General features: G+C 53.6%; 15 protein-coding genes. 1 reads left to right on the top strand and 14 read right to left on the bottom strand.

The window, feature by feature from the left end:
- Positions 1–259 precede the first annotated feature (259 nt).
- The 13 genes from MHI43_RS06165 to MHI43_RS06105 all read right to left on the bottom strand — a co-directional run bounded on the left by MHI43_RS06165 (position 260) and on the right by MHI43_RS06105 (position 19736).
- Positions 260–2818, bottom strand: coding sequence for a glycoside hydrolase family 2 protein (locus tag MHI43_RS06165; protein ID WP_036662282.1), 2559 nt, complete (start codon positions 2816–2818; stop codon positions 260–262).
- A gap of 158 nt (positions 2819–2976) precedes the next feature.
- Positions 2977–3993: a glycosyl hydrolase gene (locus tag MHI43_RS06160; protein WP_036662280.1), complete on the bottom strand. Its 1017-nt coding sequence runs from the start codon at positions 3991–3993 to the stop codon at positions 2977–2979.
- Positions 3994–4243: 250 nt separating this feature from the next.
- Positions 4244–5239, bottom strand: coding sequence for a carbohydrate ABC transporter permease (locus MHI43_RS06155; RefSeq protein WP_036662278.1), 996 nt, complete (start codon positions 5237–5239; stop codon positions 4244–4246).
- A 48-nt stretch (positions 5240–5287) separates the two neighbouring features.
- Positions 5288–6187: a sugar ABC transporter permease gene (locus MHI43_RS06150; RefSeq protein WP_036662275.1), complete on the bottom strand. Its 900-nt coding sequence runs from the start codon at positions 6185–6187 to the stop codon at positions 5288–5290.
- Entirely contained in the window at positions 6184–8760 is a 2577-nt protein-coding gene (locus MHI43_RS06145) for a DUF5696 domain-containing protein (protein WP_036662273.1), read from the bottom strand. Before MHI43_RS06145 ends, MHI43_RS06150 begins: the two co-directional genes overlap by 4 nt.
- Positions 8761–8774: 14 nt before the next feature.
- Positions 8775–9395 (bottom strand): Yip1 family protein, encoded by a 621-nt coding sequence (locus tag MHI43_RS06140; protein WP_036662270.1) that lies wholly within the window; start codon positions 9393–9395, stop codon positions 8775–8777.
- Positions 9376–10839, bottom strand: coding sequence for a gluconolactonase (locus MHI43_RS06135; RefSeq protein WP_036662268.1), 1464 nt, complete (start codon positions 10837–10839; stop codon positions 9376–9378). Before MHI43_RS06135 ends, MHI43_RS06140 begins: the two co-directional genes overlap by 20 nt.
- A 12-nt stretch (positions 10840–10851) precedes the next feature.
- Complete coding sequence (locus MHI43_RS06130; RefSeq protein ID WP_009589726.1) at positions 10852–11763, bottom strand: carbohydrate ABC transporter permease; 912 nt, start codon at positions 11761–11763, stop codon at positions 10852–10854.
- A gap of 4 nt (positions 11764–11767) precedes the next feature.
- On the bottom strand, positions 11768–12736 hold the full coding sequence (locus MHI43_RS06125; RefSeq protein WP_012819350.1) for a sugar ABC transporter permease: 969 nt from the start codon (positions 12734–12736) through the stop codon (positions 11768–11770).
- Positions 12737–12748: 12 nt separating this feature from the next.
- Complete coding sequence (locus tag MHI43_RS06120) at positions 12749–15706, bottom strand: extracellular solute-binding protein (protein WP_036662266.1); 2958 nt, start codon at positions 15704–15706, stop codon at positions 12749–12751.
- A gap of 61 nt (positions 15707–15767) precedes the next feature.
- Positions 15768–17135: an extracellular solute-binding protein gene (locus MHI43_RS06115; RefSeq protein WP_036662264.1), complete on the bottom strand. Its 1368-nt coding sequence runs from the start codon at positions 17133–17135 to the stop codon at positions 15768–15770.
- Positions 17136–17554: 419 nt separating this feature from the next.
- On the bottom strand, positions 17555–18598 hold the full coding sequence (locus MHI43_RS06110; RefSeq protein ID WP_036662263.1) for a LacI family DNA-binding transcriptional regulator: 1044 nt from the start codon (positions 18596–18598) through the stop codon (positions 17555–17557).
- A 223-nt stretch (positions 18599–18821) separates the two neighbouring features.
- Positions 18822–19736, bottom strand: coding sequence for a hypothetical protein (locus MHI43_RS06105; protein WP_012819347.1), 915 nt, complete (start codon positions 19734–19736; stop codon positions 18822–18824).
- 380 nt (positions 19737–20116) lie between these two features.
- Between MHI43_RS06105 and MHI43_RS06100 the strand changes: the two genes are divergently transcribed.
- Positions 20117–21166: an S-layer homology domain-containing protein gene (locus MHI43_RS06100; RefSeq protein ID WP_009594975.1), complete on the top strand. Its 1050-nt coding sequence runs from the start codon at positions 20117–20119 to the stop codon at positions 21164–21166.
- Positions 21167–21251: 85 nt separating this feature from the next.
- Here the strand turns inward: MHI43_RS06100 and MHI43_RS06095 are convergent, their stop codons facing one another.
- Positions 21252–21677: a VOC family protein gene (locus tag MHI43_RS06095; protein ID WP_036662261.1), complete on the bottom strand. Its 426-nt coding sequence runs from the start codon at positions 21675–21677 to the stop codon at positions 21252–21254.
- Positions 21678–21719: the final 42 nt, after the last annotated feature.

The raw sequence follows: 21719 nt of genomic DNA, 5'->3' as shown, positions 1-21719 counted from the left end.
TGCCGGACTTCTTTTCGTTTGCTGACATCTGACCCCATCCGACCTGTATCAGAAACCCTTGGCATACCCTTTACCATATAAAGGTATGTCGAGTTCAAGGTGTCGAACCCCGGGATCCCCCGCTTATGATGACGCCAACAAAGAAATGGTTTGCCGTTTCAGCATCAAATTCATGGCTCCATTAAAGACAAACAAAGCCGCCCCTGCACCGGAATCGGTTGTAGGGGCGGCTCTTTTTAGCGAATGATTGCAGGATGAATTACACGGTCTGCACCATCGCCGGGTCGATGCAATCGGCCATGGACCGAACCTCGGCCCGGCCCGGCTTATCTGTTACAAATGCCTGCTCTCCGTTATCTCGGCGGCTGAAGGATACGGTCACCGGGATGCCCGGAATCAGGTCAAAGAAGTTATCGCTGTAGAAGCCTTCCGCTTCGGCGGACAGCCATACGTGGCGGGCAAGCACGTTGCTCTCCAGCACGAACGTCGCGCCGTCGCTTCCCTCGACTTCTTTTACGCTGATGGTCGGGCTGTGCAGACGAAGATGCTTGTCGTTCACGAAATAGAATGTTTTGCTGTCAATCACGTCTCCATCCTGAAGCCATTGCGCCAGGAGCACAACCTCGGATGGATCATGTCCGTGGAGCAGCTCATCGGCCGCAGCCCGGAATACGACGAGCGACGCTTGCTCTTCCGCACGGATCGGCTGCTCGGATCCATAGAGCTCTTTTCCGTTAAAATCGAATAACTGAACCTTCAGCGTGCCCTGGACCGCTTCTGAAATATCGGATACGAGATGAACCCGAATCTCTTGTTCCTTGGATTCGATCGAGAGACTGACATCCCGGAAGCAGCGCTTGGCCACATACTGCAGCGCCTTCCATCTGCCGAGATAATCCATGCCTGCCCACGAAGCGACCGGCCAGCAGTCGTTCATCTGCCAATACAGCGTGCCCATGCAATAGGGCTTGTTGCGGCGGTGGGCTTCGATCGCCGTCTTCATCGCTTCGGCCTGCTGGATCTGGCTCATGTACAGGAAAGCCTCGAAATCCTTCGGCTCGTTATAATATTGATCCATGTAACTCTTGATCAAGCGGTTGCCGGCACCGTTCTTCTGATGAGCCAGCATGACCTTCGACTCCAGCTCCATATCGCGATCTTCTGCATATGTCCGCACCGTTTTCGGTTCCGGGAAGGACTGGAACCCGTATTCGCTCATAAATCGGCCGACGTAAACGTTGTAGTTGTCAAACGGCTCCGTGTTATGCCATACGCCCCAGTAATGGATATCTCCGCTCGTTGTGGACGGATTGGCATGCTGCTCCTTGTCATGGCTGAGCGATACCAGCGGGGAGGAAGGCCAATACTCCGCTCCCGGCGCATAATCGGTTACGACCTCAGGAAGAATTTCATGGAACACCTTTTCGTAGTCGCTCCAGATCTTCTCGCGGAGCTCCTCAGTATAGTCCTGCTTCCAGCCCCAGCCGCCCTTCTCTTCATAGTGCGCCCAAGCGGAATCAATCTCGTTGTTGCCGCACCAGAGCACGATACTCGGATGATTCCGCAGACGGACCAGGTTCTCCTCCGCTTCCAGCCGCACGTTCTCCAGAAATGCCTCGTCGCCCGGATACATGCTGCAAGCAAACATGAAATCCTGCCATACCATGAGCCCGTATTCATCACACAGATCGTAAAAGACATCCTCTTCATAAATACCGCCGCCCCATACGCGCAGCATATTCATGTTCGATTCCGCTGCGGACGCAATTTCATGGCGGTAGCGTTCCGCCGTCACTTCCGTTATGAAGCTGTCGTTCGGAATATGGTTCGCTCCCTTAGCAAACACAGGCGTGCCGTTGAGCTCGATGTAAAAGGACGTGCCGCGGCTATCCTGTTCCCGTACCAGCTTGACGCTGCGCAGGCCGGATCGAACCTTTTTCTCCGATACGGTCCGCTCCGCTTCCGCCAGCTCGGCATGGAACGAATACAGATGAGCCTCGCCCAAGCCGCGGCACCACCACAGCTTCGGCTCGGCAAGTTCAAGGCTCAATTCAACCGAATGACGGCCTTCTTCCAGCCGAACATCCTGTTCCCATGTCTGGCCGCCCGCACTTACCCGAAACACGCCTTGCCAAGCATGCTCCGCCGCAATGGTGGCAACGGCCGTGACCCTGGCCAATTCTGCCGTAACCTCATCCTGGCGAATAAACACATCATCCAGCCTGACTTCAGACCAAGCCTCGATCCTGGCTTCCCGCCAGATCCCGCTGGTCACGAAACGCGGTCCCCAATCCCAGCCGTAATGATAGGGCGCTTTCCGGGCAAAAATACTCACTTTCTGCTCGCCCATCCCGCCAACCTCGGACTGGTCATTCGAAGCAGGCAGCGGATATCCGAGCTTCTCAAGCTTCGGCAAATCCTCCTGAATAGGGGAACGGAAGCGGATCTTAATCACATTTCCCGAATCCTTGAGCTGCGATTTCACATCGATTCGCCATGAACGAAACATATTATCGGCGGAAAGCACCTTGGCCCCGTTCACGTACACATCCGCGTAGGTATCCAATCCGTCGAATACGAGTTCGATGCGGGATTGGGCGTTCAGATTCGAATCCACATCAAACGACGTCTCATATTCCCAATCCTTCTTATCGATCCACTGCAGGTCATGCTCATTCGTCCCGTAGAAGGGATCGGGGATGATGCCATTCTTCAGCAGGTCGGTATGAACGCAGCCCGGCACCTGGGCCGGCAGCCACTCGGATTCGTCGCACGCTTTGAATTTCCATTGATTTAAAGTCATAACGTTAAAATTCATGATAGTCTCTCTCCATCTCTATATATTGATTTTGATGCGGTTCGGGTCATACTTCATTCAGACGTGACTGTCCGAGCATCAGCTCGTTTTCTAATCTACGATCAGCTTCCCGGCGAGCGGCAGCGGCCTACAACTGGCATGCCTTACAGATCAAGCCGTCAGCCTTTCAGATCCGGAAGTTCATCCAGCGTGACCGTGAACGGATGATGATAGGTGCGGATCAGCTGCTGCTCATCCGTATACTCTTCTGAATACCTCCGTTTATTTCCTTCTTCTGTGAACACGAAGTTTCCATACCACGTGCAATTCCATGCCCACGGGCATCCGTCCTCCAGCATGAGATCGGGGTCGGGAATGACGCCGTTCTCGGTCAGCGCAATGATTTTTGCCGTATCCGTATACGATAAAGCCGTGCGGAACAGCTCGGATTGCGAACCGTAATCCCGGGCAGGCGGGTAAATGTCCTCTCCGATGATATCGACGTAGGAATCGCCCGGATACCAATCCTTGTGCTGCCCGTTCCATACCCAGATCAGGTTGTTCAATTCGTGGTGATGCGTCATGCGCTCGTACATCAGCTTCCAAAGCGCGATGCAAGGCTCAGGGCCTTTGGCCCCCCACCAGAACCATCCGCCCGATGCCTCGTGAAGCGGTCTCCACAGCACCGGGATGCCGGCATCCTGCAGACGCTTGAGCTCGGCAGCGATCGCATCGATATCCCGGATGATAAGGCCGTACTCTTCCGATGATGGCTCCGCCATCGCCCGTGCGATATCAAAGGTTGTCGCATTGGTATAAAAGCCTCTGCCCCAGGTCCGATCCGGCGGCAAATCCACCAAATCCTTCGGGGCGTTCCAGTGCCAGCAGAAGGTCACGATCCCGCCGCGATTCCACCACTTTATCGCCAGATCCGTGTCCTGACACTCGGCTCCGCGCTCCACCCGTGAAGGCGAGTAATTCATGAAATCGAATCCGCCGACGGCAGGGTATTTTCCCGTGACCTCGTGGATCATCTCGAACTCCGGCGTGGATACAACGCCAATCTGCTGCCCTGTCAGCATCCGTTTGCCGTAGATGCTGCACAAATACCCCATTAACCGTTTGGCTTGATCGGAAGCGGCCGGGTTGATCAGGTTCGGCTGGACCTCAAAGCGGGTGCTGCTTGCTTTTGTCATGCGATTCACTCCTGTCCTGTAATTGCCGTATGGATGAAAGATCCTACAGATTTCCTTCATCCGTCATACAAATGGCACAGCCCGATTCCTGCGGCATACCCATCAGACAAGCACAAAACCTGTCTCACGTACCGCACTTATCCTGCGACACGGCATCTCTCCTGCATCATGGCATCCATCCTGCAACATAACGTCTATCCTGTAACACGATATCTATCCTGCGACATAACCACCTGTCCTGCAGCAGCCACTACCCGACAACACCGGTACGCTCCACGCTCTCCACAAAATGGCGCTGCACGAACAGATACAGTCCGATCAGCGGCAGGATGGCCAGTAAAATTCCCGTATCCACCACGAGGGCCACATAGTTCGGATCGGCTTTGGCCGATGAACCGAGTCCCATCAGCGCCGGGAGAAACTGGTTCGCGTCCGCGGGCAGGGAAGCGATCTTCAGCGGCATCAGCGACTGCTCGCTCATAAAGAGCGAGGTATAGAAGGTGTCGTTATACTGCCAGACGAACGAGAACAGGGTCACCGTAATGAGCGGCGGAATCGCATTGGGCAGCATGATCGCAAAAAACGTCTTAATCCCGCCTGCACCGTCAATCAACGCCGCTTCCTCAATCTCCTTCGGGAGCCCCCGGAAAAATTGACGGAAGATATAAATGAACAGTCCGGCCTTAAGCCCGGTGGCCGTAGCCGAAGTAATGATCGAGGGCCAGTAGCTGTTCAGCAGATTAACACCTTCTTTTCCGGTAAACATGTGAACCAGCCCCAGAATATCAAAGCTGCGAAAATGCAAATACATCGGCACCATCAGCGTGCTCATCGGAATCAAGATCGTCAGCACGACCAGGCCGAACAGCAGATTGCTTCCTGGAAAGGTGAACCGGGCAAAGCCATACCCGGCAAGCGCCGTCGACATCGTGGTCAGCAGCATCGTGATGAATACGTAAATCATCGTGTTCAGCAGCAGCGGCCAATAATCCAGCAGGTCGAGCACGAGCTTGAAATTATCCAATGTGAAATGCACCGGAATCATGTAAATCGTCGGGTTATAAATATCCTGTTTGTCTTTGAACGCGACGGAGAATTTGGTGATGATCGGATAGATGATGATGAATGTGATGCCGATGATCAGCAGATAGCGGAACACTGCCCACAGTATCGGCAGCGCCTTGTTCTTGAACCGGTTCATTCGTTCCTGAGCCGTTTCGTCCGAGCGATCCCGAATCGATGCCATAAGGACCTCCTTTTTTCCTGCACCCGTCAGTCAGGAATCTCTTTGCCATTAGTTTTGATAAAAGGTTTTCCTTGAGACGATGATTCCCATCAACACCAGCAGCAAGCTGATAACGATGGTATACAGCCACGCCATCGCGGCACTGAGCCCGAAATTCTGCGTTTTGAAGGCCGTCTCATAAATCGTTCGGGTCACGGTGCTGTCCGCGAACGAATCGATGATGGTATAAATCATGTTCGTCAGGATGAGCGGGCTCACCATCGGAAAGGTGATTTTCCAGAACGATTCATAAGCGGTCGCCCCTTCAATCTTCGCGACCTCGTACATCGAGCCCGGGACGGCCTGCAGGGCGGCAAGGAAGATCAGAATCTGCACGCCCGAGCTGCTGATAATATCGTAGATCCTCATGACCGCCCCGATAATATACTCGGTTACGGTAATGGGAAATCCGGCCTCGGATAAGATGCGCACCATCGATAGCACATTGAATTGCCCGGAGGCTTGCCCGAGCTCCTCCGCCACCGTCGCGTTTCCGACCAGGTTGATCAGACCCGAGGTTTCCGCTGCTGAAATCGCGCCTGACGCCAGAATGACCGGCAGGAAGAAGATCGCTCTCGCAAGGGCTCTCCCCCGGAATTTCTGATTCAGCAGAACGGCCGAGAACAGACTGAAAAACAAGATCAGCGGAACGTCCACCACCATGCCCAGTATCGATTCCGTCAGGATCCGGTTGAAGTTCGCGTCCACGAACAGCGCGGTGTTGAAATTGCCCCAACCTACCGGCTCCAGCTCATAGCCTGTGGGAGAGATGTTCAATTTACTGAAGCTGAACAATATGGACTGAAACAGAGGCCCGGCAAACAAAAAGATAAAGCCGATCAACCATGGCGCGATGAAGAGGATTCCGAGTATGGATCTTTTCTGAGTCAGTGACAATCTCATTTTCATGCCCGGTCACCACCTACAGCGTAATTTTGCGGTTCCACCAGGACCCCGTTAACCTCAACCGCTTGATCGGTATAATTGATCAGAATCGAGGCGCCGTTCTCGTACCTTACTTCCACCACGCCGCCTTCATGCCGCTTATGCTCCACCATCCGCTGTGTCCGGAGCGGCGCCAGCACCTCGTTCAACTCTTGGTACAAGGAAACCGCTTCTTGGAACCAATCCTTGTAATGCGTGGAGTACATGTCATCGAAACGCGTATACTTCAGCTTTGAGCTTTGTTCATAAGACCATAGGAAATGCGGAGCCGATCCCAATTCCAGCGACTGCAGGAGCCCTTTGCGCAAATGTTGTTCATCCAGGTTATTGACCGCCGCTCCCGCATAATCCAGGTAGCCGTGAATGACCATTTGATAAAACGGCACGGCTTCATCCGTCAGCCCGAATCCGCTGCTCGACGTCGGGACATCGAGCACGTGGCCCGCATATGGCCAGCTGTAAGCATTAGCACCGGAAACCATCGTATCCGGGTATGCCTCGTGCAGCGCCTTCAGCTGATCGGTCACGATAAACTTCGCGGTTTCTCGGAAAACCACCCGCTGCACCCGGTAATCGGAGCTCAGGACATCGCCCAGGTCCCGCAATGACACGGCCCCCATGCCAAACCGTTCATATTGCCTTGTGAATCGGTCCACGAAATAGGGAAGCTTCGCCGGCGACATCAGGTTGTACGTGCCGTAATACGAGTTCATCCGGTTCGTGTTCCGGTCATACGGATGCAGCGCTGCCGTTTCCCTGGTCACGAAACGTGAGGCATCGGATGACGGCGTAAACGCCCCATCGTCATGGTAGACACGCTGTAAGGCAACATCGGGATAAAGCCCGCCGCCGGCGTCCTGCAATTGCTTGGACAGCGCCTTCAGCCCGGCGGCGTTTCCGACAACGCTGTCCGTCTTTACCTTCACCGGGGTTTTGTGATGGACGCCTTTGCCAAACCAGCCGAGGTAACGCATTCGGAGATTGGCGATGCCCTCGCCGTTCAGAAGAGCGGCGATCTCGCCTGCCTGCTCGAAGGTGGTCATCGAGACGACGGCATCATACGGTACGCCCAGAAAAGATCTCCGTTTATCCACGCTTCCCAGCATATCGAGATAGAATGGAATCCCCTCCGCTTCTTTCAGGGGAACCAGCTTGTTTTCCTTCGCAAGCGTTTCCTGATACAAGCGGGCCATGCCGGAGTAGCTGGCCTCTTCACCGGACAGGAAACGGTATTTGACGGACAGCTTCCCGTTGTACAGCTTGTCATTCAACAGCTGGATTTCCTGCACCGTACTTCCGGTGTAAAGCTCCAGCATATCCTCGCCGCGCACGGCAAAGCTGCTGAATACATGATTGTACGAATTCTGCTTCCCGCCGATATCGGCGGACACGCTCGCGATGGCGTCGCCTTCTTCAATCACGGCAAACCAGCCGCCGTCCCCGTTCTTCATGCCGAACACGGGCATCCGCGCCTGCTCGGCCACCTGTCCGCGGCTGCTGCTGTTATTATTCGGATCGGTGCCGTATAGACGCTGCACGTACTGTTCTTCCTTCACTTTGCCGTTATTCAGGTGGATCAGGCTGCCGCTGCCGTCCGGCACCAGCATATAACCCTCGGCCTTCGTTCCCGCCGCGCCGAAATAGCGAAGCAGCTCCACGCTGCGCAGGCGGTGACTCTCGCTTTCCGTTACCTGGTCAAGCGGTATCGTAACGACAAGCGAATCCTCTTCCAGCCGGTATTCGAGCGGAATCTTGAACTGCGGCTTCGAAGAGGCGCTTGCGGCGGCTCCTCCGCCCGTTTCGTTATCATAGGCAAGATCCTCCGCGGTGTAACCCGCCTGCTCGAAAGCGCCCAGCATTTTTTTCAGCACCAGCTCTTTCTTGATCTGGTCGTCCAGGCGCTCCAGCATCGCAGGGTTATCCTTCATGGGGTAATACCGGGCCTGCACGTATCTGGCCAATGACGCATCCAGCTTGCTGACCACCTTCTCCTGCAGCCGGTCCTGCGAGATGTATTTCGGCAAGGCGTCGATCCCGAGCGAGACATCTCCCAGCGTATACGTGACGCGAACGCCGTTGTCCAAGCCTTCCGCCGTATAGTTCCCGTTCATCACGCTCCACGTATAATTCGGATACGTCTCAAGCGTGCCGATCCCGTCCCGGAACGTCAGCGTCAATTGCGATGACAGCACTTCCTTCTCAAAAGGCGAAGCCATTCCGTCCTCCATCCGGTCAGGCGGATTGCTGTACCATACCGTATCGCTCCGCTTATCCCGTACCGCGACTTCGGTCGTGTCCGGATGATAGTACAGCGCAAGCGCCTCCGTTTCCGCTACCAGATCCATGCCGGGCACGCCCCCCGTCAAATCGTTCAGGGCGGAGAGCTCCCTGCCCTGCGCCGTCTCGGTCGCCGCAGTACTGTACGCAGCGACGTCGACCGCCGGCGCTCCCCGGTTCGCGTAGATCAGAAAGCCCGCAGCCATGCACGTTATAACGGTACAAGCAAGCACCGTGTACAGCCATTTTCTTTTTTTCACGGCCTACGGCCTCCTTATTGCCTGAAAATGATCTCTCGGTAAACGTTGACAACGAACGTGTAAATCTGCTGCAGCATGCTCAGGACGAGCGTGCCCAGAAACACGATAATGCCCATGACGATCAGGCTCAGTAACATCGTGACGACCGTTTTGCCGGCCGAGTATTGGTGGACCGTCATCGTGCCGACAAAGAGCAGCCCGATAAACCAGATCGCTGCTACCGTCGTTAGCAGATAATAGAACACGGTCTCTTCCTGGACCATGAACCGGCTCGCCAGCGTCATGGGCGGATAGATCAGAACCATCGGAATGAGGGCATATGCGCTGGCCATCACGATCTCCTTAAACTTCCCTTCCCCGCCCATGAGCGTGGTGACCGACCAGTTGGAGACGCACCACAGGAAGAACGGGAGGACGATAAATATCAGTTCGTCGATGCTGCTCAGCGTCCGCGGATCATTGTAGTTGACCAGAAATCCCGCATACTGCCGCTGCAGAATCGTGGCAATGACCACGAGCGCCAATACGAGATAAGCCACCCCGAGCCGTCCCCGGTTTTCGTACTTCAGGTCCCAATATCCGTCGAAGGGGTGAACGATCAAATGAAGGGGGAATTTAAGATAGTCCTGCTTCATGCTTTCCTGCCCTCCTTTGCTTTCGATATCTTACCGTTCTATAGACCGCGTAGAGCAGCAGGCCCCCGGTCCCTGCCGATAAAAAGGTGCCGAAATGCTCCTTCATGACCTCCCTGCGATATCGTTTATACGCCACGGAATAGTTCTTGCGGTCCATGCCCAGCTCAAAATATTGAAGGGCTTCCTTGTTCTCCCCCTTCATGAGCTTCGCTTTCCCGATGCCGATATACGCGATGTCATAATTCGCATTGAGCTGAAGCACGCGTTCCCAATACCTTTCCGCCTCCGCGTCTTCTCCCCGGTAATGGTGGCGGACGGCAAGGTTAACCTGCTTCCCGAACTCGGTCGGCTCGAACATGACGATGCTTGCCTTTCCCCGGTCCAGCACAAGCTGGCGGTCTCCAAGCCGTTCAATCGCCGCCGGCGTCTTCAATAGGCCCAGCTGATTCCCGATGCCGCCGTAGACATACAACAGGTTTCCGGTCTCATCATAGGTGAAGACGCGTCCTTGGGTAGAGTCCAGCGCGCTGTACATCCCGTCGCCGAGCACCTTAATATCAACGAATTTGGATGGCCCTACCGTTCTTCGATAATAAATATCTCCCGCAACCGGAAAGTAGCCGAAGCGCTTTAGCACATCCTCTCCCGAGGGATTGAGGCGTTTCAACGGTTCCCTGGATCCGACGTCAATATTCGTGGCATAGACGAACCCCTTGCCGTCCATATCCAGATTGGAGAACTCGGTCGGGATGAACAGTCTCATCTGGGCTTTCTGCGCGCTCGTCGATACCAATCTCCAGAAATAATCGCCATAATCGCGCTTTACCTTAATCGTTCCGACGTAGCCGAGAAAGGTACCCTCCTCCTCGAACTGCATAATGCCTTCGTAAACGCCGCGGGCGACGACGAATACCCGTTTGGCCTCATCCACCGCCACTTTCAGGGGAATGAATTGAAAGCCTTGTGGCAGCACATCCGACTCCGGCTGCTCCATGATGCGGACAAGCGCCCCTTCCGCCGTCAACACGACAACCCGCTGATGATCCGTATCCGCAACATAGATCTGCTCATCCCCGTCAATGAAGATGCCGGCAGGATTTGCAAAACCGTCCTCTTTCCCTTCGTTCATGAAAGAATCAATGACCCGGATCACGTTCCACGCATCGTCCAGGACGACGATCCGTTTGTTCCCGCTGTCCAGCACGTAGATGTTTCCGGCTTCCGACACATGCATATCGCTCGGATCCAAGAAATCTCCAATGCCCAGCTCCTTCCCCGTAACGGCGCGTTCCGGCAAATAAGCGGCAGGCACGGCAACCGTTTCCTCCCAATAGTTGTAGATATAGCTCTCGTACGGAGCACTGGCGGAGACGCTCCCCGGCATTAGGCCGGGGAGCAGCAGGGAGGCCGCCGCGAGCGTTAGCAACCATTTTTTTGCTGACATCTGATCCCCTCCCTAATCCTTCATCCCGGAGGTCGCCATCGTCTCGATGATCCGGCTCTGCGAGAACAGAAAGAGCACAATCGGCACGCTCATCAGGATGACTGCCACGGCCGCGCCTGCGCCGGCCCGGGAAATACCGCCCAGAATGATCTGATTGGATGCATAGTGCAGGGTCTTGAGCTGCTCGCTGTAAATAAAGCCGTTGCCGTCGGTTCCCCACAGGATCTGGAACAGCAAAATGATCAGCGTGAGCCATGCCGGCTTCACGTTCGGCATCACGATGGACCAGAAGATCCGGTATTCGCTGGCTCCGTCGATTTTGGCCGCTTCCAGCAAGGCATCCGGTATCTGTTCCATGAACTGCTTCATTAGATATAACCCTAGCGAATAGCCGAAAGCCGGTATAATGACGGCCCAGTAGGTGTCGATGAGCCCCAGCCACGACAGGATCATATAATTCGGCGTCGCCGTAACGACCGGCGTGAACATCAGCGAGAGCACGACGACCTGGAACAGGAATACCTTGCCCGGAAACTTGTGTTTGGCCAGCGGGTAAGCCGCGGCGGATGCAAAGATCACATGTCCGACAATGCCGACACCGGTTATGAAGACCGTATTGAAGATATACCGCGAGAACGGCACCCAGGACTGGCCGAGCAGATTGATCAGATCGGAAAAGTTATTCCATGTGGGATTGCGGACAAACAGCGTCGGCGGAAACAGGAAAATCTCGTCCAACGGCTTGAACGCGTTGTTGATGGCGTACACCAGGGGCAGCGCCATGAAAGCGCCGAACACCGCCAGCAGCGCAAACAGGGAGAAGGTGCCCATGAACGAGCGGTTTACCCGTTTGCTGCGAGCTTTAAGCCTGACGTTCAGCAGGCGGCCGTCCCGTTTTTTCGGAAGTTCGTATGTAACCCTCACGCGTCTACTCACCTACCTTGCGCAGCAATTTTTGGACGATCAGGTTGGTTCCCACCATCAGGATGAACAGCACGGTCGCAATCGCCGACGCAAAACCCATCTCGAAGCGCGTCGTGCCGAAATCGATGAGATGCGTGACGATGGTTTCCGCCGCGTAGTTCACGCTCGGGAAACCGGCCAGCGCAATCGATACGTCGGCCACGGCAAACGATGTCGTAAGCTGGATGACCGCGCCGAACATAAGCTGCGGCCGCATCGAAGGCAGCGTTATGAACCACAGCTCCTGCCAGCGGTTGCGGACTCCGTCCACGGCACCCGCTTCGTAGAGCGTTTTATCTACGGTTTGTAGTCCGGCGATGAAGGCCAGGAAGCCGGTTCCGAGGCTGAGCCACAGCTGGACCAAAATGATAATCGGCATGATCAACGCTTCGGTTTTCAGCCATTGGATCGGCTCCAAGATGAGGCCCAGCTTAATCAGCATGCCGTTCGCTATGCCGTAGCGATCACCCGAGAAGATCATCAGCCAGATGAAGTAAATGTTCCCCGAGATCGAAGGCGCATAGAAGATCAGGGTCATGAACGCCCGCAGCCGCGGACCCAGCTCATTGATGACCCAGGCAAACAGGAAGCAGGCCAAATAACTGATGGGTCCTGTTATGGCGGCAAAGAGCAGCGTGTTCTTCAGCGCGACCAGAAAGATATCGTCCTCCAGGAACAGGCGCGTATAATTATCCCAGCCGACAAACCGCGGAAACTCCAGCATATTGAAATACGTAAAGCTGAGAATCATCGAAATGACGACCGGAAAAACGGTAAACAGCGTAAACAGGATCATATAAGGCGCAAGCAATATATAGGAATGCTTGCTGGCCTTCATCTCCGCCAGCTTCCGCTTCCACCAGGATTGCGGCTTGACGGGGCGGATAGCGGCAGACATCGTAACCTCAGGATCCTGAAGGCTGGCATTATGCAATTTGGACTCCCCCTATTCCTGCAGCTCGCCGAATTCTGCTTGCTTGGTCCGGATTTCGTCGTGAATATACTGCACCGAATCCATCAAGGCCTCCCGCGGCTCGATGCCGCTGATGACCGCACGATAGAAGGCATTGAACAAATGCCTGCCCGTCGAATAGCCGCCCGGCACCTCGGGTATTCCCTGAACCCATTCAAATTGGGATTTCAAATTCTCATAGTCGGCTACCGGCCATGGCAGACTGTCCAGCGCCTTGATGTTGGCGGTCGGATAGCGGGCGGCCGCGCCCATCAACCCTTCCATTTCACGGCCGAAATCCGTCTGTGTCGCATCGCTGGTCCACCATTTCAAGAATTCCCAAGCCGCATCCTTGTCCTTTGCATCGTCCAGCATCAGCACGGCGCTGCCGCCGCTCGGTACGGTGCGGTCAATCGTGCCGTCCGCCTGAACGGTTCCAGGCACGGGGGCGAAACCCCATACGCCGCGGATTTCCGGCGCGAACACGGACAGCTGGTTATAGGTGGTGTAATCGGAGATGCCGATCGGCATCTGTCCGGTACGGAACCGGTTCGCAAAATCGTATTCCCGCTCCAGCTTGTAGTCGGTGTAATACTCCGTCCACTGTTTAAATGCTTCCAGCCCGATCTTGGAGTCCAGATCCGACTCCCGGTCGTTGTTTCGGTAGAAATGCCCGCCGGATTGCATCAGGAGCGCCGCATACATCGAATTCGGCGGCAGCGTGGTCCACTGATCCGGTGCCTGCGCCACGACGGGAAGACCGAATTGCATATGATTTTTGTTCAATACGGCAAGCAGGCTGGCCACATCGTCCCAAGTCTTCGGAACTTCAAGACCCAGCTCCTCCAGCACGTCCTTCCGGTAGAACATCATGTTGAAGGTTTGCGTCTCCGGCAGCGCATATACGCCGCTGCGGTATCGGTATGGCACCAAGGCGCTGTCCCGGAATCTGGCAGCCACCGATTCGAAGTCAGGGAATTGCGTCAGGTCCGCTGCGGCATTCCGCATGGCAAAGTTCACCGGGAGGTCATTGCCGATCTGCATCGCGACCTCAGGTCCCTGTCCCGACAAAGTGGCGGGGAGCAGCGTCCCCATGTTCACCAGCTTCAGATTCACGTTGATGCCGGTCTCCGGCGTAAAGGTCTCGTCGATCATCGCCTTGATGGTATTGGCCTGATCACGGCCGCTGCCGATCCATACGGTGATTGAACGCTGATTCTTCTCATCCGTGACGTTACCGATATTGTTGTAATCAATGAAGAAGGAGCTGAAGAACGTCGACGCCTCATGCTTCACCTTATCGGCCGCCCCCAGTCCGCTCATCGGCAGCTTGGCATCGGCTGATGCAACATAGAGGGCATCGATCTCCAGCGGCTGCTCCCGTGCCTGCTGCAGCCATGTTCCGAGTCCGCCGGTATTCGTCTTGTAGGCCTCCAGCCTGCGCGGAATCGTATCCGGCTTCTCGATCATCTCATCCAGCTGAAGCGCCATGGTCTTCAGCAGTGCCTCCTGGTCGCCGGATTGACCCGACAGCTCAACCAATCTGGCCGCGACCGCCTTCAGTCTGCCGCTTTCGTACCGGAAAACTTCCAGCAGCTCCGGTATCCGCTGCTCTACACGGTAATCCCGGAATTCATCCGGATTCGTGCCGGTGATCATCAATATTTTGCGGTACATGGCATTCAGGTTTAGCAGACTGTCCTCCACCTCATGAATGAGGGGAGCGAATTCACCCAGACTCGCCTCGAGGCGTAACACATGCTTACCTTGCTCCAACCGGAACAGATAAGGTTCATCGCCCCCAAGCACGTCCATGCGATATCCGTTCTTAAAGCGGAAAGCGACGTGGTTCATTTCTTCAAACGGAACCTTCCCGTCGATCGTCAGCTTTCTCGTCGAGTATATGCCCCTTACAAAATTTTGCTGCGATTTGAATGCTATCTTATAGAGCCCGCTCTCCGGGACGTCCAGCTCCCATTCGATCCACTGTCCGGGCAGCCGCCAGTTGAAGCCGCCGATGGTGTTGATTCGGACCTTCGACGCGCTGTAAGGGCTGACGCTCGGACTCGAACGCTCGCTTAGCGGATACAGGGTCGGCGAGGATTTGGCGACTGCGTCCTCTCCCTGAATCGCCAGCAAGGTGCCTTCATTTCTTCGAATCCCTTCAGCCTCATACTGCCGGTACAGCTCGGCATACGTCGGCGGGCTCTCCTGCTGGAACAGCTTGAGTTCCCCGATAACCATCGGTTCCCGCGCTGCCGTCAAGGATAGGGTATGCTCCCCCTCCTCAAAGTAAAAAAGAAGCGGCTCCGTGATGTAACCATCCGCATCCTGCAGCACTGACCTAGTCCAAGCGGGACGTTCGATTTGTTTCGGCCTCAGGTCATTGCCCTGGTTATCCTGATCGATGCCGTCCTTGGTGTTGTCCCATATCCGGTCGAATTGCAAATAGGCGGCCTCCTGAAAGGGGACCTCCCCGTCGATGCGAATGGAACGCTCAATGGAGGAACTCTTTCCTTCCACCGGATAATAGAGCAGGGACAGATTGTACAATCCCTCCTCCTCTACATGAACCTTCCATTCCACCTCACCCTTCTCCCCCGTAAACAGCGAGGTTCCGGGTTGGCCCTCATAGGCTTCCAGTCTTCGGAATTCCCCGCCCTCGGCACGGCTGTAATCCGCCGCAGGAATCGTGATTTCACGATCCGGCCGACCCTTTCCGTCATGTTCCGACAAATACTCGGTATAGGAAATGCTTTTCCCCGGCTGCATGCCGAGTTTGACCAGCGATGGGGGACGTTCCAATGTAAGCTCCGTCCCTCCGCCTTCCGGTCTCCCACCGGCTCCGGACTCATTTCCCCCTCTATTAAAGAACACCGTCAAAGCGGCCAAGATTGCCGCAAGAACCAATAACCGGGTCATCCATTTTTTTAGCTGCGTTTGAAGTGTCAATGTTCATCCCCCTGTTCAGGAGAAGGGGGCGCGGCCTTGCGCCTTAACGCCCCCGTCCATCTTATTTGCCCATTTTATCGACAGCAGCCTGCGCCTGTTGTTTATATTTCTCGGCCGTAGCGGTTACCGATTGATTGTTCACGATGATATCCTCTATGAAAGCGTTCGTAGGATAATCCGTGTAGGCTTCGTCCACCGTGATGACGCCGGTTCCGGCAATATGCTCACGAATCATGTCGATGTCTTCCTGATTGGTATAGATGCTCTCCAGGTAATCCTGTCCCGGGTATTCCTCGGTCGGCGGTATATCGAACGTCTCCTCGTAAATTTGGTAGACGATAGCCGGATCTTTTACGCCTTTGGCAATGAACTTCGCGGACGCGGCGGTATTGGCATACGTTGTGTCTGCCGAGCCCTGCGGACCGGCAGGAATCGGTACCACGCCAACCTCGAACGTAATGTCGCCCAGCATCCATTCTGCCGCCGTAAACATGGCTACGTCGCCGTCTTTAAAAGTGTTGCTTTCTTCCCAATTCGTTTTGTTGCCGCTCTTGACTTTCACAACCTTCTCCACGTTGTAGAGGCGGTTCACGAATTCGGCTGCTTCCAATGTCTTCGGATCGGACAAGCCTTCTTTGCCGTTGGAATCGTCTACGATTTTGCCCCCGTTAGCGGCGGTGAAATGCTTAACCGCATCAATGGCCCAGCCGGAGAAGCCCCATACGTCCGTTTTCCCGTCGTTATTCGTATCTTTGGTTGCCTGTTTGGCGATCTCCATGAATTTATCCCAGTTCCATTCTCCCTTGGCATACAGCTCCTGAAGATCCGGAAGCCCGTTCTTCTTAAACAGATCGCGGTTGTAATGAAGTCCGAGCCCGATGGAGGTCGGATTATCGAAGCCGTATTCCCCTCCGCCAATGGATGGATATTTCGTCTGCAGATCCGCATCGTTATTGATGTTGTTTTTGTCCGTGGTAAATTCGCTGATCGGCAGGATCTGTCCCTTTATAATCGCCGGCAATGCCGACTTGTACTCCAGCTGCACGATATCGGCGAACGGCTCGCCTGCCAGCACGCTTGTCGTGAATTTATTCATATACTCCTCAAAGGGAACGTTGACGAATTCGATTTTGCAATTGTATTTCTTCTCGATTTCGGCGATCTTCTCCAGGCGTGCCTTCTCTCCGGCCGTTGTGCCTGCCGGCTTCAGGTCCCACCAAGCGGCTACCTTAATCACGCGGCCGCCCAGATCAACAGGTTCTGCTTCAGGTTCGGCGGGTTCTTCTTTAGGAGTCTCTGCCGCGGTCTCCGTGCTGGGAGCCGGGGTCGCCGGCGGCGCCTCCGCCTGCTTGGCCCCTCCGCCGCTGCAGGCGGTTATCAAAAATAACAAACAGATAAGCAATAAAGAAAGCCCTTTCATTTTTCTCACGCTAAAAACCTCCCCTATTTGTTTAACGCCCTGTTAACGTCATGCAAGTACCCCCAAGATGATGTTGGATGCTTCATTCCCGGCAATCCTGTTGTTCCCCGCCCCCAATCTGTTATCCCTGTTTGCCAAAAAATATAACACCAGGATCGTAATTACGTCAATATATTTTATGATAATAATAACAATGAACCTAAATATTATTTTATAAATAACCTAAATAATTAGCGACAGCGTTTACATTTAACTTCAGCAAAAATCGGCCTTATTCGCTATAAATCCCTATATATCAACTGAAATTACTGTTATTCTATCTTGATTGACTATCATAAAATCCGCATATTTGTTATTTGTTTGTTATGAATACAAAAAGGCCCGATGTCTTTAAGACATCGGGGCTAACTTAACATTACATGCACAGCTTATGGTTCGTCCGTATCCCGCGCAGCGTTATTCAATTCCCTAACAATGACATCGGCTTGAATAAGGAGACGCTCATAATTGGAATCCGGGTTCACGATCCGCCAGAGCAATTGATCGACGGCACGCATCCCCAGCAATTCCTTGTCAATGTTCACCGTTGCCATAATCGGCAGGCTGTCGTACGTATTATCGAACCCGGTCACCTGTACGTGACCCGGAACGTCGATACCCTGATTACCGAGCGCCTCCATGGCAAACATGGCGGTGATATCATTAGCGCAAACGAACACTTCCGGAAGCTCGTTTCCGGCAAGAGCCTTGCCTAACGTTTCGTGTATGTTCTCTATCTCCGGGCTGATCAGAGAAGGCAGCTGCCGATGCTCGATTTTGTAATCGGCCAGCGCGGACGAGAAACCGATCCAGCGCTCGTAAAAGCTCTGGGCATCTTCGATGTTGCCGATGAACTGATATTTTTTATATCCTTTGCTGATCAGTTTGGTCATGATTTGTTTCATGCTGTGCATATTGTCGGTGAATACCGTGTCCGATTGGAACGCGGGGTCCATGTGGTCTACCATGACCACGGGAATGTTCAGCTTCTTGATATCCATTAAATTCTGCGTGGATACGGCTCCCACCGTTACGATCCCGAGAATGCCCTGGGGATTCAGGAGGGAGAACATGTGGTCATTCGAAGGCTCCGTCAGCGTCAGGATGTCGAGCCCTTTCTGATTAAGACGGGTCGATATTCCGTCAAAAACCGGCCCCCAATAGAGCGATTCGCGATTCTGATATCGGACATTCGGGAACAGGACCAGTACCGCCCCCGCCCATTTTCGGTTCTCCGGCTCCTGGAGCTGCTGGTTTCTTCCCGCTGCTTGGCCCGGCTGATCCTTGAAATACCCAAGCTGTCCGGCGGCCTTCAGAATCATGTCCCTGGTCTGCGGGCTGACACCGGATTTCCCCGACAAGGCCCGGGATACCGCAAATTTAGACACGCCCGTGAAATCGGCGATTTCCTGAATCGTCACTTTCGTTTTCATCGTTATCAACCTACTTAAGTGCGAATTTGTCGTTCAGCTTCCGTGTTATTTATGTTAGTTTTTGTTAGGTTACTGACATAATATTATGTGAAACAATCGTTAAAGTCAAAGAATATCCTGCATTTTCTTGTTTTCATTTTTACAAAAATCAAAAGCTGCCCCTATGGTCATGTTCGGACCATCTGGGGCAGCTCTTTTCTTGTAGGCTTAGAAATATAGATAATTACGGTTTCTCCACGAGCAGCGCTTCCCATTTCAAGCCTTCTCCGGCAATTTCGATCCGCAGGTCGGAGATGCTCTTCAACGCCTCCTCGCGACGTGCCTCAAGTATAACCACCGTTTCCTTATATAGCTCGTCTATCTTCTTCTGCGTACCGCTTGCCATTTTCGTTATTTCGGATTTTCTTGCAGCATTGCCTTTGGAGATCGCGGTAGTCTGTTCCTTAAACAGCTTGCCGTATTGGCTCTTAGCTGTTGCTTTGCTGATTTTCCCTTGTTTGTACTTCCACATCGGACTGTTCAGGTACGACGTACTGGATCCGTTACGGAGCTTCCACATCGGGCTGTTCAAATAGCTTTCACTGACCGTTTTGCTGAATTTCCATGCGGAACTGTTCAAATAGCTCGGGGTGATCGTCTTCTTGTATGTCCACATCCAGCTGTTCAAATAATCCTCGTTCATTTCTTTGCTTAGTTTCCATAGGGTACTGTTCAAATAATTGCGGTTAGCGGCATTCGCATACTTCCACATCGGACCGTTTAAATAACTTGGATTGATGAACCGTTCATATTGTGCCAGCTTATCCTTTACGTCGCGGTTTCCCTCATACTTCAGCTTCAGCTGCTCCAAATCGGCTCGAAGCTTCTCGTCCCACTGCTTTTGATCCTCCAGCACTTTTTTCTCGAGCTGGTCCAGGGAGGCATGGCTGGCATTATAAAACGCCTTATATTTCTTGTCTACTTGTTTCTGGTAATTGTTATACGCATTTACCGTCTTCTTGTTATAGGATTTATACTCGCTCCATACTTGATTGATCCATTTCTGATCCGCTGCATGAACCGTTGTTAGCGGCACCAAAACCGAGACGGCAAGCAAAAGGCTGCATAAGGTTAATAACGATTTTCGCATCAATCTCATCGATTTTCGCCTCTCTTCTGTAGATAGTAAACAAGGGATATTTTACCTAATGGCAAGGCATCTTCCAATAGGAACTCCGAACCCCTAACTTTTAGACTAGAACCGATTTCTGGAACCTCCGGATATTTTCGCACGGCAGCGTGTCTCACTCCCTGGATGCTTCATGAAAAACATGTCTTCCCTTCGTATATCCCACATCAAAAACAGAAGATTTATGCACTTCCTTGGTCCTGTAGTCCCTTAGTATCGCTAAAGTTAGTTAGCTAGTTATAACAGCCCATCTTTGTTCGGAACCGCTTTCTGATGCTTGACCGCCCGAAAAATAGGCCTATACAATGTATTTTGTAGTATTTTAGCAAATTATAGATGGAGGATTGCAGATGTTGAAGTTCAGGACACTATGTGCGCCTATACTCCTGGCTGTCTCTTTGTTCGTAGGAGCTGGCAGCGCTTTTGCCGGGGTTACTTTTCGGGATATTGATAACCACTGGGCAAAAACGACCATCGAATGGGGCGTCGACAAGGGGATTGTCAACGGCTATGCGAACGGAATGTTCATGCCTAACCAGAATGTGACCGAGGCCGAATTCATCCGCATGCTGGTTGTCGGCATTACGGGCAAGGACCTGCAGGAGAACTATTTGACCGAACTATGGTCGGATAAATATTATCATTTTCTGCACTTCAAGAACTATCCTGTACACGGATTCGCTGACAAAACCAAGCGCAGCCAATACATAACGCGGGCCCATGTGGCCGAGCTGATATCCAGCGCCGACGGCGTGAACTACGGCGGGAATCAGGCCATTCAATACGTTCTGGGGAAAAAGTACGCGCAGGGCCGGATCAAAGGTGAAAATACGATTGAAGGCTATGTAGGCAGCGGCACCATCACGCGGGCCGAAGTGCTTCAGCTGATCAAAAACCTGACCGATCGCGGAATGTCGAACCTGTACGACCGCCCTACCGCGCCAAGCGCGGAGGCCATGCTGCCGAAGCTGCCAACCCCTTGGGACGTTTACCGGGACGAGATGTACCTCGTGATCCGCCAGAAGGTATTTCCGAAGTACAGCGGCTACCGCATTTATGACGACGGATCGAATAAAATCGTGATGACCAGCACGAAGCAAACCGGTGAGACGGATTACGCCGTGTCCGTTCAATTCGAGCCGCAGATTATGCAGTTCAGCGGAATCGCGCTTTCCAATGCCGCCGATAAAACCCAGCGCGGCATGCTGATCGAGCTCCTCCAGCTGTATGGCTTCCAGGTCGATTCCGCCTTCCTCGCGAAAATAGACTCCGCGGAGAAGAACAAGAAGGTGATCGAGTTGAAGGTGAGCGGCAAAACACTCGTTATCGATCCGCTCGTGGCAAGCCCCGCCGGGCATGTCCATATCTACTATAAGTGGTGGGACGGATCTCGGGCATAATTCAGGAAACTCGACTGCGCTGCAACCGAACAAAAAGCCCTGACGGCAAATCGTCAGGGCTTTTTGTTCATTTATATATCAGCTTCTACGCTTCCGCTTCCGTGGAGATATTCCAGTTCACGCCGAATTTGTCAGCCACGATGCCGTACGCCGGGCTCCAGAACGTCTCCTGAAGGGGCATAACCACTTGACCGCCCTCCCGCAGCGCTTCATATATCCGCTTAGCCTGTTCGGCCTGATCGGTCATGATACAGATCTGAACCTGATTGCTGGATTGAACCGGTTGACCGGGAAACGTATCGGAGAACATCAAATCCGTCTCTCCTACCTTCAGCAAAGCGTGGGAAATGCGATCCCTCGCGCTATCCGGCAGCGGAAAATCAGGGTTCGCCGGCATCTCGCCGAAGGTCTGAACCATGACGACCTGGGCATCCAACGCCTTCTCATAGAATTGAATAGCTTCCTTAGCATTCCCGTCCATCACGAGATATGGATTCATTCGAAGTGCCATATGATCGTCAACCACCTTATTTTTATATTTACAACGCTACTC

The sequence above is a fragment of the Paenibacillus sp. FSL H8-0457 genome, assembly GCF_038051935.1.
GTDB classification, from domain to species: domain Bacteria; phylum Bacillota; class Bacilli; order Paenibacillales; family Paenibacillaceae; genus Paenibacillus_AQ; species Paenibacillus_AQ lautus_A.
The sequence above is the reverse complement of the archived record's forward strand: the minus strand, read 5'-3'. Positions and strand labels throughout refer to the sequence as shown.